Source organism: Burkholderia sp. MSMB1589WGS, from assembly GCF_001636105.1.
Taxonomy (GTDB): domain Bacteria; phylum Pseudomonadota; class Gammaproteobacteria; order Burkholderiales; family Burkholderiaceae; genus Burkholderia; species Burkholderia humptydooensis.
Genome location: NZ_LNJT01000008.1, coordinates 2,492,983 through 2,506,131 on the forward strand (window position 1 = coordinate 2,492,983; position 13,149 = coordinate 2,506,131).

Sequence of the window (13,149 nt, forward strand, 5' to 3'; positions counted from 1 at the left end):
GGAGTAAAGCGCTGAAGCGCCAACTCTGGTCGACCGCGAAGCATGGGACCAGAGTAAGCGCTGAAGCGCTAACTCTGGTCGACAAAGGAGAACGAACATGTTGCTGATCGAATGTCCGTGGTGCGGCCCGCGCGCCGAATCCGAATTCAGTTGCGGCGGCGAAGCCGACATCGCGCGACCGCTCGATACCGACACGCTGTCCGACCGCGAATGGGGCGACTACGTGTTCATGCGCAGGAACCCGCGCGGCGCGCATCGAGAGCAATGGCTGCACACGCAGGGCTGCCGCCGCTGGTTCGTCGCGCAGCGCGATACCGTCACCTACGAATTCCAGGGCTACGAAACGTTCGGCGCCGCCGCCGACGCAGCAAAGGACACGAGCAAATGAGCCAGAAAGACCGACTCGGCGCAGGCGGGCGCATCAACCGCGCACAGCCGCTCACCTTCACGTTCAACGGCCGCACGTATCAGGGCTTCCAGGGCGACACGCTCGCGTCGGCGCTGCTCGCGAACGGCGTGCACTTCGTCGCGCGCAGCTTCAAGTATCACCGCCCGCGCGGAATCGTGACGGCGGGCGTCGACGAGCCGAACGCCGTCGTGCAGCTCGAAACCGGTGCGCATACGGTGCCGAACGCGCGCGCGACCGAGATCGAGCTGTATCAGGGGCTCGTCGCGACGAGCGTGAACGCGAAGCCGTCGCTCGAGCACGACCGGATGGCGGTGATGCAGAAGTTCGCGCGCTTTTTGCCGGCGGGCTTCTACTACAAGACGTTCATGTGGCCGCGCAACCTGTGGCCGAAGTACGAAGAGAAGATCCGCGAGGCGGCGGGCCTCGGCAAGGCGCCCGACACGCTCGACGCCGACCGCTACGACAAGTGCTACGCGCACTGCGACGTGCTCGTCGTCGGCGGCGGCCCGACGGGGCTCGCGGCCGCGCATGCGGCGGCCGCGAACGGCGCGCGCGTGATCCTCGTCGACGATCAGCGCGAACTGGGCGGCAGCCTGCTCGCAGCCCGCGCGGAGATCGACGGCAAGCCGGCGCTGCAATGGGTCGAGAAGATCGAGGCGGCGCTCGCGAAGCTGCCCGACGTGAAGATCCTCACGCGCAGCACCGCGTTCGGCTATCAGGATCACAACCTCGTGACCGTCGTGCAGCGGCTTACCGATCATCTGCCGGTGTCGATGCGCAAGGGCACGCGCGAGATGATCTGGAAGGTGCGCGCGAAGCGCGTGATCCTCGCCGCGGGCGCGCACGAGCGGCCGCTCGTGTTCGGCAACAACGATCTGCCGGGCGTGATGACCGCGTCGGCCGTGTCGGCGTACATCCATCGCTACGGTGTGCTGCCGGGGCGCGTCGCGGTCGTCGCGACGAACAACGATCGCGGCTATCAGTGCGCGCTCGACCTGAAGGCGTGCGGCGCGAAGGTGACGGTCGTCGACGCGCGCGCGTCGACGCGCGGCGCACTCCCCGCGGTCGCGAAGCGCAACGGCATCACGGTGATGAGCGGCGCGGTCGTGTCGAGCGCGGCGGGCGGGCTGCGGGTCGCGTCGGTCGACGTCGCGTCATACGCGAGCGGCAAGTCGGGCGGCAGGATCGCGACGCTGCCGTGCGATCTCGTCGCGATGTCGGGCGGCTTCAGCCCGGTGCTGCACCTGTTCGCGCAGTCGGGCGGCAAGGCGCACTGGAACGACGACAAGGCGTGCTTCGTGCCCGGCAAGCCGGTGCAGGCGGAAGCGAGCGTCGGCGCGGCGGCGGGTGAGTTCGAGCTGTCGCGCGCGCTGCGGCTCGCGGTCGACGCGGGCGTCGCCGCGGCGAAGTCGACGGGCTTCGCCGCCGAGCGGCCGCCCGTGCCGAAGGTCGCCGAGGCGGTCGAGGACGCGCTGCTGCCGTTGTGGCTCGCGAGCGGTGCCGCAGCGGCGGTTCGCGGTCCGAAGCAGTTCGTCGACTTCCAGAACGACGTCGGCGCGGCCGATATCCTGCTCGCCGCGCGCGAAGGCTTCGAGTCGGTCGAGCACGTGAAGCGCTACACGGCGATGGGCTTCGGCACCGATCAGGGCAAGCTCGGCAACATCAACGGGATGGCGATTCTCGCGCAGGCGCTCGGCAAGACGATTCCGGAGACGGGCACGACGACGTTCCGCCCGAACTACACGCCGGTGTCGTTCGGCGCGTTCGCGGGCCGCGAGCTCGGCGATTTCCTCGACCCGGTGCGCAAGACCTGCGTCCACGAATGGCACGTCGAGCACGGCGCGATGTTCGAGGACGTCGGCAACTGGAAGCGGCCGTGGTATTTCCCGAAGCGCGGCGAGGATCTGCACGCGGCGGTGAAGCGCGAATGCCTCGCGGTGCGCAACGGCGTCGGCATCCTCGATGCGTCGACGCTCGGCAAGATCGACATCCAGGGCCCGGATGCGGTGAAGCTGCTGAACTGGGTCTACACGAATCCGTGGAACAAGCTCGAAGTCGGCAAGTGCCGCTACGGGCTGATGCTCGACGAGAACGGGATGGTGTTCGACGACGGCGTGACGGTGCGCCTCGGCGAGCAGCACTTCATGATGACGACGACGACGGGCGGCGCCGCGCGCGTGCTCACGTGGCTCGAGCGCTGGCTGCAGACGGAATGGCCGGACATGTCGGTGCGCCTCGCGTCCGTCACCGATCACTGGGCGACGTTCGCGGTGGTCGGGCCGAAGAGCCGCAAGGTCGTGCAGAAGGTGTGCAAGGACATCGACTTCGCGAACGACGCGTTCCCGTTCATGAGCTATCGCGACGGCACGGTCGCCGGCGTGAAGTCGCGCGTGATGCGCATCAGCTTCTCGGGCGAGCTCGCATACGAAGTGAACGTGCCGGCGAACGCGGGCCGCGCGGTGTGGGAAGCGCTGATGGAAGCGGGCGCGGAGTTCGACATCACGCCGTACGGCACCGAGACGATGCACGTGCTGCGCGCGGAGAAGGGCTACATCATCGTCGGTCAGGATACCGACGGATCGATCACGCCGTTCGATCTCGGCATGGGCGGGCTCGTCGCGAAATCGAAGGACTTCCTCGGCCGCCGGTCGCTCGCGCGCGCCGATACCGCGAAGAGCGGCCGCAAGCAGTTCGTCGGCCTGCTGACCGACGACGCGCAATACGTGCTGCCGGAAGGCGGCCAGATCGTCGAGGTCGATGCGGCCGCGCGCGCGGACGGCACGACGCCGATGCTCGGCCACGTGACGTCGAGCTATTACAGCCCGATCCTGAAGCGCTCGATCGCGCTCGCGGTCGTGAAGGGCGGGTTGAGCAGGATGGGCGAGCGCGTCGCGGTCTCGCTCGCGAACGGGCGGCGCGTCGCCGCGACGATTTCGAGCCCGGTTTTCTACGACACCGAAGGGGTACGTCAACATGTGGAATGAAACGAGAAACGAAGCTTCGGTGGCGGTGCACGCGCAAGGCGGCGCGCGGCTCGAATCGCCGCTCGTCGGCGCGGGCGACGCGCTGAAGGCGTATGACGCGCGCGGCTCGAAGGCATTCCGGTTCCGCGAGCGGCCGTTCCTCGATCTCGTGAACGTGCGCGGCGAGCCGAACGATTCCGCGTTCGTGCGCGCGTTCGAGCAGGTGGTCGGCTGCCGGCCGCCCGTGAAGCCGAACACCGTCGCGCGCGGCGCGGACCACGACGTGCTGTGGCTCGGCCCCGACGAGTGGCTCGTGCGCTCGAACGGCGCGGTCGCGGCGGGCGCGCTCGAAGCAAAGCTTGCGCAAGCGGTGCAGGGGCTCCATGCGGCGGCGGTCGACGTCGGCAGCGGCTACACGGTCGTCGAGGCGAGCGGCGCGCGCGCGCGCGACGTGCTCGCGCGCGGCTGTCCGCTCGATCTGCACCCGCGCGTGTTCGGCGTCGGGCAGTGCGCGCAGAGCCATTACTTCAAGGCGTCGATCACACTCGTGCCGATGGGCGACGAGGCGTTCGACATCGTCGTGCGCCGCAGCTTCGCCGATTACTTCTGCCGCATCATGCTCGACGCGGCGATGCCGCTCGCCTGATGAAGCCCGCCGAAGGGCCGTTCGCGGCGCTCGATCCGGCGCGCGGACGCGGCTGGAGCGTGTTCGTCGACGCGCTGAAGGTGCCGGCGCGCATCGGCATCCACCCGCACGAGCACGCGGCGCCGCAGCCCGTCGTGATCGACGCGCGGCTCGCCTATCGGCGCGAGCCGTCGGAGGCGGGCGGCGACGGCTGGATCGACTACGACGCGTATTGCGCGCGGCTCGCGTCGTTCCTTGCGCACAAGCCGCATACGCGCCTGCTCGAGACGCTCGCGCTCGAGATCGCCGTGCTGTCGTTCGACGAGTGGCCGGCGCTCGACGCGCTGACGCTCGCGCTGCACAAGCCGAAGATCCGGCCGGGGACGAAGCGGGTCGGTGTCGAGCTCGACTGGACGCGCGCCGATCATGCGGCGTGGCGCGCGGCCGCGCGGGAGGCGGCCGCGCGCGGCTGAACGGGCGGGCGTGCGCGATCGCCGCCGCGCGCCGGCCTCGCCGGGCCGCGCGTCACGAGCACGCCTTGCCGTGCGACGCGCGGAAGCCCTGCGCCCTTGCGGCCGCTTCCGGCATGTACTCGCCGTGCTGGGTCTTGCCGTAGCGCTTGTCGGCCGCGCAGTGGTACACCTTCGTGTCGGTGTTCACCCACACCTGGCCGGTCGTGCCGGCGGGCGCGCTCGCCGGCGCTTGCGCGAAGCTGCTGATCGAGAAGCACAGGCCGGCGGCGAGTGCCGAGAGAATCGCGGTCGTTTTCATTTCCGCTCCTGACTATCCTTGGGGTTGGCGCACGTGGCGACGCGCGCGCGGCCCTGACGCAAATACCTGCGCCAGTACCGACATTGACTCGTGGCCGCCGCGCGCGGTTGACGCGCGGGCACGCGTGCGGGCCATCGAAAATGCAACGATGCGTGACAGCGTGCAACAGCCGGTCGCGTGCGCGCGCGGCAGGGCGGGCGGCGCGATCGTGAGATACTCGCCACCCTGCCGCGCCGCGGCGTACATCGACGGGAGCCGCCGTGTTTGCGAGTTTTGAACCGACCCACACCGGATTTGTCGCGGAAATCGACGGTTGCCGATGCAGCATCGAGGGCGCGCCGTCGCCGATCGCCGACCGGATCGACTGGCGCTGGACGATCGCGCAACCGGAGCCGGACAACCTCGACGGCTCCGATCCCTACCGGTACGAAGTGCTCGCGACGGGCGAAACCGTGACGCCGCTGCAGGCCGAGCAGCAGATCGTCGCGTGGCTCGAAGCGCATCCGCCCGAGGACGCGTGAGCGAGCGTCCCGCCGCTCGCCGCTCGCCGCGATCTCGGGCCGTCACGGCGCAGGTCCCGCGCCCAATCGAGCCCGGCCGAGCCCGGCCGAGCCCGCTCGCCGAACAGGGCTTTCCGGCGGGGCGACGCGTTCGGCGCGTTCCATTGTTACACTGGCGTCAACGTTCCTTCCGCCGACGCCCGCCATGAAGCCCCAACTGCTCGTGCTGATCCCGCTGCGCGACCACGCGCACGCGCAAGTTGCCGACGCATTCGACGTCCTCCACGCCCCCACGCCCGACCAGCGCCGCGCCGCGATCGCCGAGCGCGGCGCCGCCGTGCGGGCGGTGCTGACGAACGGCACGGTCGGCCTCTTCGCCGACGAGATCGCGCGCCTGCCGAAGCTGGAATTCATCGCCGCGCTCGGCGTCGGCTACGAGAACATCGCGCTCGACGATGCGCGCTCGCGCGGCGTCGTCGTCGTCAACGGCGCGGGCACGAACGACGATTGCGTTGCCGATCACGCGTTCGCGCTGCTGCTCGCCGCGGTGCGCGGCGTGCCGAAGCTCGACGCGGCGTGCCGCGCGGGCGTGTGGCGCGATGCGCTGCCGATGCCGCCGAACGTGTCCGGCAAGCGGCTCGGGATCGTCGGGCTCGGCAACATCGGCGAGAAGATCGCGCGCCGCGCGGCGGGCTTCGATCTCGACATCGGCTATCACAACCGCCGGCCGCGCGAAGGCGCGGCGTACCGCTATTTCGCCGAACTCCACGCGCTCGCGCGCTGGGCGGACTTTCTCGTCGTCGCGACGCCGGGCGGCGCGGCGACGCGGCATCTGATCGACGCGCGCATCCTCGACGCGCTTGGCGAGCGCGGCTTTCTCGTCAACGTGTCGCGCGGCAGCGTCGTCGACACGGCGGCGCTCGCCGACGCGTTGCGCGCGGGCCGCGTCGCGGGAGCGGGGCTCGACGTCTACGAAGGGGAGCCTCAGCCGCCGCGCGCGCTCGCGGCGCTCGACAACGTCGTGCTGACGCCGCACTTGGGCGGCTGGTCGCCTGAGGCGCTCGAGCGCTCGGTGCGCCAGTTCCTCGAGAACGCGGCGCGCCACTTCGCGGGGCAGCCGGTGCTGACGCCGATCTGACGAACGACCATTGCGACGCGAACACACCAGGGAGAAGCGATGTCGACCTACACGGCCGAAGTGGCGTGGCAGAAGCAGGAAGGCGAGACGTTTGCGGACAACCGCTACAGCAGGAAGCACGAGTGGCGCTTCGACGGCGGCGTTCGCGTGCCGGCGTCGAGCTCGCCGCACGTGGTGCGCGTGCCGTTTTCCGATCCGGCGGCGGTCGATCCGGAAGAGGCGTTCGTCGCGGCGCTGTCGAGCTGCCACATGCTATGGTTCCTGTCGCTCGCCGCGCAGAAGAAGCTCGTCGTGACCGGCTATCGCGACGTTGCCGAAGGCACGATGGCGAAGAACGCGCAGGGCCAGGAAGTGATGACGCGCGTCGTGCTGAAGCCGCACGTGACGTTCGGCGGCGAGCGCGCGCCGACGCGCGACGAAGTCGATGCGCTGCACCACGCGGCGCACGACGCTTGCTATCTCGCGAACTCGGTCAAGAGCGACATCGACATCGAAGGAAGCTGGGCGCACGAGCCCGCGCGTTGAGCGGGCGATCTCGCGGGCGGCGTCGCCGCTGGCGGCTCGGCTCGATCCGACCGATCGCCGTCCATCCATTCGTCGCGTTTCGCGCGGCCAGCCGCGCATCGTCGCGGCCGGCCGCGCGCCGCGCCGATGCAGGCCGGGCGTTTCGCCTGCGTCGCCCGTCCGGGCGGCGCCATGTGGCCATCGAAGGTTGCGGCGGTGGTGTCCGTCGCCTAATCTCCAGACATCATTCGCCCATTGCGCCGGCGCGCCGAGCGTGTCGCTCGCGCGGCCAGCGCTTTCACCTGGGCACGCAACGGCCGCCGGCGCGCGCCCGAACCGGAAGACGCCGCATCCGCCGGCCGGACGGCGCGCGCCGCGCGCGGCGCGGGAACGGTCCGGAACCCGCATCGGCGCGCCGCGAGCGCGGCGGGCGTCCGCATCCCGCGATCGAGCTTGCGAATGGTTTTCTGGCAATGACACCTCGGGGGAGTCGAGATGGCCTCGGGCATCATGCGGTTGGGGAAAAAAGTGTCGCGCTGGATCGACTTCGGCTTGTGGACCGCCGCCGTGCTGCTGCTGCTGACGGCGGGCATCGGCGCGCTCGGCACGGCCCGCCTGTTCGACAGCGAGGCGGACGTCCATCGCGCGAGCGAAGTGATATCGGGTCTCGAACGGCTGCTGTCGTTGGCCCGCGACATGGAGGCGGGGCAGCGCGGCTACATTCTCACCGGCAAGCCGGATTATCTTCAGCCTTACGAAGCGGCCTTGCCCGAAGTCCGCAAACAGTTCGATGCGCTCGCGCCGCTCGTTCAGGACGACGCCGTCCAGCAGCGGCGGCTCGCGACGCTGCGCACGCTGCTCGAGAAAAAGCAGAAAGAGCTCGCGGTGACGATCGAGCTTCGCAAGACCGAGGGATTCGACGCGGCGGAGGCGATCGTCTCGAGCGATGCGGGCAAGATCTTCATGGACCTCGCGCGGGCGATGGTCAACGAAATGGAGACGACCGTCCAGCAGCAATTGAGCGTGCTGCGCGATCGCGCGAGGGCGACGCGCGACATCGCCATCGGCGTGGGGCTCGCGTCCGGGCTGCTCACGCTCGTCGTGTGCGTATCGTTCGGCTACGTGATGCGCCGCCTGCTGCTCGTCGAGGCGGCCGCGGCCCACGATCTTTTCGAGCAGCGCGAACTGCTGCACGTGACGCTCGCGAGCATCGGCGACGGCGTGATCGCGACGGACGTCGGCGGCCGCATCACGTTCTTCAACCGGGTGGCCGAGCAGATGACCTCGCTCGCCGCCGCTGCCGCCGTGGGCCAGCCGATCGAGCAGGTGCTGACTTTCCGGCACGCGGCGACGCAACGCGTGATCGACAATCCGGCGCGCGTCGCGGTCGAGCGCAAACGCACCGCGACCTTGCCCGTCCACTCGCGCTTCGTCGATCGCGGCGGCCGGGAACTGCCGGTGGACGGCAATGCCGCGCCGACCTTCGACGCGAAGGGCAAGCTCGTCGGCGCGGTGCTCGTCGTGCGCGACGTGTCGGAGCGCGAGCGGGCCGAGGAGCGGTTCCGGCTCGCCGTCGAGGCCGCCCCGAACGCGATGATCATGGTGGGGCGCGACGGCAGGATCGTGCTCGTTAATTCGCAGGCCGAAAAATTGTTCGGCTACGCGCGCGGCGACATGATCGGGCACGGCATCGACATGCTGGTGCCCGAGCGTTTTCGTGCCGGGCATTCGGCGTACCGCGGCGCGTTCTTCGGCAAGCCGGACGCGCGGCCGATGGGCGAGGGGCGCGACCTTTTCGGCTTGCGCCGCGACGGCGGCGAATTTCCGGTCGAAATCGGCCTGAATCCGATCACGACGTCGGAGGGCGCGTTCGTGCTGTGCTCGATCGCCGACATCACCGCGCGCAAGCGCGCGGAACTCGAGCTGCGCCGCAGAAGCGAGGAGCTTGCGCGCTCGAATCAGGATCTCGAGCAGTTCGCCTACGTCGCGTCTCACGATCTGCAGGAGCCGCTGCGCGCGGTCGCGGGGCCGCTGCAACTGCTGCAGCGGCGATATCAGGGCCAGCTCGACGCGCGGGCCGACGAGTTCATCGGCCACGCGGTCGACGGTGCGACGAGAATGCAGTCGCTGATCGACGACCTGCTCAGCTATTCGCGCGTCGGGCGGCTCGAGGACGCGCGCCAGCCGGTCGATGGCGAGCGCGCGCTCGACGAGGCGCTGCGCAACCTGAGCGCGGCGATTCGCGAATCCGGCGCGCAGATCACGCATGACCGGTTGCCGGTCGTTCACGGCATTGCGGCCCAGCTCGTGCTGCTGTTGCAGAACCTGATCGGCAATGCGATCAAGTTCCGCAGCAAGGATCGCGTCGCGCAGATTCATCTGGAAGCGGATGCGCGCGACGACGCATGGGTGTTCCGGGTTCGGGACAACGGCATCGGGATCGATCCGCAGTATTTCGAGCGCATCTTCCTGATCTTCCAGCGCCTGCATACGCGGCGCGAATATCCGGGAACGGGGCTTGGGCTCGCGCTCTGCAAGCGGATCGTCGAGCACCACGGCGGCCGCATCTTCGTCGAATCCGAGCCGGGGCGGGGCACGACGTTTTCGTTTACGCTGTCCCGGCCGGACGCTGATGAAACGCATTGACCGCGCTACCCGAAGGAGGTGAGCGATGATTGCCGATGAGCGAGGGAATTTCGTCGAGATCCTGCTGGTCGAGGACAGCCCGACCGACGTGATGATGACCAGGGAGGCGCTCGAATACTACAAGGTGCTCAACCCGCTGCGGGTCGTCGAGGACGGCGTCGCGGCGATGGCGTACCTGAGGCGCGAAGGGCCCTACGCGAGCGCGCTGCGGCCGGGCCTCATCATCCTCGATCTGAACCTGCCGAAGAAGAGCGGCCGCGAAGTGCTGCAGGAACTGAAGCTCGATCCGGATCTCAGCACGATTCCGGTCGTGATCCTGACGACATCGAAATCGGATGAGGACGTCGCGCGATCGTACGGACTGCATGCGAATTGCTATATCACGAAGCCCGTCGATTTCGCGAAATTCACGCACGTCGTGCACAGCATCAACGAGTTCTGGCTCGGCGTCGTCACGTTGCCGCCCGTCAAGCCATGAGTTCGCCGTCGAAAAACGTCGAGATCCTGCTGGTCGAGGACAGCGTGACCGATGCGCTGCTCATCGGCGAAGCGCTGACCGACGTGACGGAGTTCGCGCCGCGCGTGGTCAACGCCGAGCTGCTGTCGGCCTCGCTCGAGCTTGCGAAGCACGCGCACTTCGACGTCGTGCTGCTCGATCTGGGCTTGCCCGATGCGCACGGGCTCGACACGTTCCGCCGCTTCCACCGGCAGGTGCCCGACGTTCCGGTGCTCGTGCTGACGGGGCTCGACGACCTGTCCGTCGGGCTGCAGGCGATTCAGGAAGGCGCGCAGGACTATCTGCTGAAGAAGCGGGTCGAGACGCCGCTGCTGAGCCGGGCGATACGCTACGCGATGGAGCGGCACCGCGTGGCCGCGGCGCTCTCGGCGAGCGAGGAACGGTTCCAGCTCGCGGTCAGCGGCGCGAGCGCGGGGCTTTGGGACTGGAATCCGAAGACGGGCGCGATGTATCTGTCGCCGCACTTCAAGAAGATCATGGGCTACGAGGACCATGAACTGCCCGACGAGATCACGGGGCACCGGGAATCGATTCATCCGGACGATCTGGCGCGCGTGCTCGACGCGCTGAAGGCTCACCTCGAGCATCGCGACACGTACGACGTCGAATACCGGGTGCGCACGCGCTCGGGCGATTTCCGATGGATCCAGTCGCGCGGGCAGGCGCTGTGGAACAGCGCGGGCGAACCGTACCGGATGGTCGGCTGGATCATGGACGTCACCGACCGCAAGCGCGACGAAGACGCGCTGCGGGTGTCGCGCGAGGAGCTGCGCCGCCTGTCGGCCCACATCCAGAGCATTCGCGAGGAGGAGAAAACGCGCATCGCGCGGGAATTGCACGACGACCTCGGCCAGCAATTGACGGCGCTGAAGATGGCGGTCACGCTGGTCGACAACGAGCTGAAGGAGGCGGGCTGGACATCGCGAACGAGCCGCTTGCCGAACGTCTATGCGTTGATCGGCCAGTTGCTCGACTCGGTGCGGCGGATCGCGGCGGACCTGCGCCCCGTGATGCTGGACGATCTCGGGCTGCTTGCGGCGATCGAGTGGCTCACGCACGAGTTCGCCGCGCGATACCGGATTCCGGTGACGAGCCGCATCGAAGCCGACGACATCGCGTTCAACCGCGACAGCGCGACCGAGGTGTTCCGCATCGTTCAGGAGGCGCTGACCAATGTCGCCCGGCATTCGGCGGCGACCGAAGTCACGCTCGACATCGTGCGCGACGAGCCGAACTGCGTCGTGCGGATCGCCGACAATGGCCGCGGCACGGCGCGCGACACGCGTCCGAACCGGCATTCGCTCGGCCTGCTCGGGATGCGCGAGCGCGCGGCGCGCCTCGGCGGCGAGATCCGGATCGACACCGCGCCCGGCCGGGGATTCGCGTTGACGGCAACGCTGCCGCTCGCCGTGATCGAGGCGGCCGATTCGGCCTGACGGCGTCGGCGTCGCCGGCGGCGTTGGCGGCGATTTCGCCGGCCGCGGCGAGCGGCGCGGCGCTCAGTTCGCCGGCGCGCTCGCGGCGTCGCGCGCGGCGGCGTCTGCGGTGTCCGTCGACGCGAGCGACTCGAGCGCCATGCCTTTCGTCTCGATTCCCAGCACGCCCACCGCCAGCGCGGCGGCGACGAACGACAGCGCGCCGAGCGTGAACACGCCGCCTTGCCCGAAGACGGGCAGCACGATGCCGACCACGTAGGGCCCGATCAGCGAGCCGATCCGCCCGATCGCCGACGCGAAGCCCGAGCCGGTTGCGCGCGCGCCCGTGCCGTAGAGTTCCGGCGTGTACGTGTAGAGCACCGCCCACATTCCGAACAGGAAGAACTGCATCGCGAGCCCGGTGCAGACGAGCAGCGTCGCGCTGCCGCCGAACAGCGCGCTCTGGCCATACGCGTAGGCCATTGCGCCGCCGCCGACGAGCGACGCGATGCAGGTCGGCTTGCGCCCCCAGCGCTCGACGAGCCACGCCGCGCACAGGAAGCCCGGAATGCCGCCGAGCGAGATCAGCACCGTGTAGAACACCGATTGCGTGACGGCGAAGCCGGCCTGCTGCAACAGCGCGCCGAGCCACGACGTGAGGCCGTAGAAGCCGAGCAGCGCGAAGAACCACAGCAGCCAGACCATCGTCGTGCGGCGGCGGTACGCGGCGCTCCAGATCTCGCCGAACGCGCCGCGGCCGTGCGCGCGAGCCGGCCCGGCGAGCCGCGACGGCGCGGGCAGGCTCGCCACGCGCACGGACTTCATCACCCTCGCCTCGACGTGCGCGAGCACGCGCTCGGCCTCGGCGAGCCGGCCGCGATGCTCGAGCCAGCGCGGCGATTCCGGCACGAGCCGGCGCACGATGAGCACGAATACGGCGGGCAGCGCAAGCAGCGCGAACACGGTGCGCCAGCCGAACAGCGGCAGCACGAAGTACGACACGACGCCGGCGGTGATGAAGCCGAGCGGCCAGAAGCCGTCCATCAGCGCGATCAGCCGCCCGCGCTTCGCGGCCGGGACGAACTCGGACAAGAGCGTCTGCGCGACCGGGAATTCCATCCCCATGCCGATGCCGAGCAGCACGCGATAGACGATCAGCGCGTCGACGCTCTGCGCGGTCGAGCACAGGTACGACGCCGCGCCCCACAGCACCATGCTCGACTGGAACACGGGCCGCCGGCCGAACCGGTCGGCGAGCAGGCCCGCAACCGCCGCGCCGAGCACCATCCCGAAGAAACTCGCGCTTGCGACGAGGCCGGCCGTCGCGGTCGACAGGCCGAACTCCTTCCTGATCGAGCCGAGCACGAAGGTCATCGTGCCGAGGTCGACCGAATCGAAGAAGAACGCGATCGCGATGATCACGAAGATGAGCTTGTGATACCCGGAAAACGGCAATCGTTCGAGGCGGGCGGCGGCGCTGGCGCGCGAGGGGGCGGCGGGAGCGGCTGGCATGGCGGTGGTCTCTGGTCGGAAGGCGGCCCCGCGCGGGATGCGCGGGGCGCGGCTCGTTCAGTAGACTTGACCATTATTCGCCGCTATAGAAGGAAAGCGGCATGCGGCTGGAACGGGCGCGCCATTGGCCGGGGCGGCGGCACGCCGGA

12 protein-coding genes are annotated in these 13,149 nt (G+C 69.4%); 10 read left to right on the plus strand and 2 right to left on the minus strand.

Going from position 1 to position 13,149, the window contains the following annotated elements; all coding sequences use genetic code 11:
• The first annotated feature begins 97 nt into the window (after window positions 1–97).
• From WT16_RS28180 to WT16_RS28195, 4 genes are read left to right on the plus strand one after another with little or no spacing between them, the layout of a single operon-like run.
• The gene (locus tag WT16_RS28180; RefSeq protein ID WP_015604087.1) at window positions 98–388 is read left to right on the plus strand and encodes a sarcosine oxidase subunit delta; all 291 of its coding nucleotides are present in this window, start codon (window positions 98–100) and stop codon (window positions 386–388) included.
• Complete coding sequence (locus WT16_RS28185) at window positions 385–3,393, plus strand: sarcosine oxidase subunit alpha family protein (protein WP_063534739.1); 3,009 nt, start codon at window positions 385–387, stop codon at window positions 3,391–3,393. The genes WT16_RS28180 and WT16_RS28185 overlap by 4 nt, the downstream gene beginning before the upstream one ends.
• Window positions 3,383–4,018 carry a sarcosine oxidase subunit gamma gene (locus WT16_RS28190; protein WP_059931850.1) on the plus strand — a complete coding sequence of 212 codons (636 nt, stop codon included), beginning with the start codon at window positions 3,383–3,385 and terminating at the stop codon, window positions 4,016–4,018. Before WT16_RS28185 ends, WT16_RS28190 begins: the two co-directional genes overlap by 11 nt.
• Window positions 4,018–4,470, plus strand: a complete 453-nt coding sequence (locus WT16_RS28195; protein WP_006028758.1) for a dihydroneopterin aldolase — start codon at window positions 4,018–4,020, stop codon at window positions 4,468–4,470. The genes WT16_RS28190 and WT16_RS28195 overlap by 1 nt, the downstream gene beginning before the upstream one ends.
• Before the next feature lie 52 nt (window positions 4,471–4,522).
• On the opposite strand, the gene WT16_RS28200 is transcribed toward WT16_RS28195, so the two are convergent.
• The gene (locus WT16_RS28200) at window positions 4,523–4,768 is read right to left on the minus strand and encodes a hypothetical protein (RefSeq protein WP_059931852.1); all 246 of its coding nucleotides are present in this window, start codon (window positions 4,766–4,768) and stop codon (window positions 4,523–4,525) included.
• Window positions 4,769–5,028: 260 nt separating this feature from the next.
• On the opposite strand from WT16_RS28200, the gene WT16_RS28205 reads away from it, so the two are divergent.
• The 6 genes from WT16_RS28205 to WT16_RS28235 all read left to right on the plus strand — a co-directional run bounded on the left by WT16_RS28205 (window position 5,029) and on the right by WT16_RS28235 (window position 11,509).
• Window positions 5,029–5,289 carry a hypothetical protein gene (locus WT16_RS28205; protein ID WP_006028757.1) on the plus strand — a complete coding sequence of 87 codons (261 nt, stop codon included), beginning with the start codon at window positions 5,029–5,031 and terminating at the stop codon, window positions 5,287–5,289.
• Window positions 5,290–5,473: 184 nt separating this feature from the next.
• On the plus strand, window positions 5,474–6,406 hold the full coding sequence (locus WT16_RS28210; RefSeq protein WP_006028756.1) for a 2-hydroxyacid dehydrogenase: 933 nt from the start codon (window positions 5,474–5,476) through the stop codon (window positions 6,404–6,406).
• A 39-nt stretch (window positions 6,407–6,445) separates the two neighbouring features.
• Window positions 6,446–6,931 (plus strand): OsmC family protein, encoded by a 486-nt coding sequence (locus tag WT16_RS28215; protein ID WP_006028755.1) that lies wholly within the window; start codon window positions 6,446–6,448, stop codon window positions 6,929–6,931.
• Between the two features lie 474 nt (window positions 6,932–7,405).
• The gene (locus WT16_RS28225; RefSeq protein WP_063534741.1) at window positions 7,406–9,556 is read left to right on the plus strand and encodes a CHASE3 domain-containing protein; all 2,151 of its coding nucleotides are present in this window, start codon (window positions 7,406–7,408) and stop codon (window positions 9,554–9,556) included.
• A gap of 25 nt (window positions 9,557–9,581) precedes the next feature.
• The gene (locus tag WT16_RS28230; protein WP_063534742.1) at window positions 9,582–10,034 is read left to right on the plus strand and encodes a response regulator; all 453 of its coding nucleotides are present in this window, start codon (window positions 9,582–9,584) and stop codon (window positions 10,032–10,034) included.
• Window positions 10,031–11,509: a PAS domain-containing protein gene (locus tag WT16_RS28235; protein WP_015603436.1), complete on the plus strand. Its 1,479-nt coding sequence runs from the start codon at window positions 10,031–10,033 to the stop codon at window positions 11,507–11,509. The genes WT16_RS28230 and WT16_RS28235 overlap by 4 nt, the downstream gene beginning before the upstream one ends.
• A 63-nt stretch (window positions 11,510–11,572) precedes the next feature.
• On the opposite strand, the gene WT16_RS28240 is transcribed toward WT16_RS28235, so the two are convergent.
• Window positions 11,573–13,000, minus strand: coding sequence for an MFS transporter (locus WT16_RS28240; RefSeq protein ID WP_063534743.1), 1,428 nt, complete (start codon window positions 12,998–13,000; stop codon window positions 11,573–11,575).
• Window positions 13,001–13,149 lie beyond the last annotated feature (149 nt).

Bases quoted from the DNA above. Each gene is read 5' to 3' on its own strand.
- WT16_RS28180 (WP_015604087.1), top strand. From the start codon at position 98: ATGTTGCTGATCGAATGTCCGTGGTGCGGCCCGCGCGCCGAATCCGAA.
- WT16_RS28185 (WP_063534739.1), top strand. From the start codon at position 385: ATGAGCCAGAAAGACCGACTCGGCGCAGGCGGGCGCATCAACCGCGCA.
- WT16_RS28190 (WP_059931850.1), top strand. From the start codon at position 3,383: ATGTGGAATGAAACGAGAAACGAAGCTTCGGTGGCGGTGCACGCGCAA.
- WT16_RS28195 (WP_006028758.1), top strand. From the start codon at position 4,018: ATGAAGCCCGCCGAAGGGCCGTTCGCGGCGCTCGATCCGGCGCGCGGA.
- WT16_RS28200 (WP_059931852.1), bottom strand. From the start codon at position 4,768: ATGAAAACGACCGCGATTCTCTCGGCACTCGCCGCCGGCCTGTGCTTC.
- WT16_RS28210 (WP_006028756.1), top strand. From the start codon at position 5,474: ATGAAGCCCCAACTGCTCGTGCTGATCCCGCTGCGCGACCACGCGCAC.
- WT16_RS28215 (WP_006028755.1), top strand. From the start codon at position 6,446: ATGTCGACCTACACGGCCGAAGTGGCGTGGCAGAAGCAGGAAGGCGAG.
- WT16_RS28225 (WP_063534741.1), top strand. From the start codon at position 7,406: ATGGCCTCGGGCATCATGCGGTTGGGGAAAAAAGTGTCGCGCTGGATC.
- WT16_RS28230 (WP_063534742.1), top strand. From the start codon at position 9,582: ATGATTGCCGATGAGCGAGGGAATTTCGTCGAGATCCTGCTGGTCGAG.
- WT16_RS28235 (WP_015603436.1), top strand. From the start codon at position 10,031: ATGAGTTCGCCGTCGAAAAACGTCGAGATCCTGCTGGTCGAGGACAGC.
- WT16_RS28240 (WP_063534743.1), bottom strand. From the start codon at position 13,000: ATGCCAGCCGCTCCCGCCGCCCCCTCGCGCGCCAGCGCCGCCGCCCGC.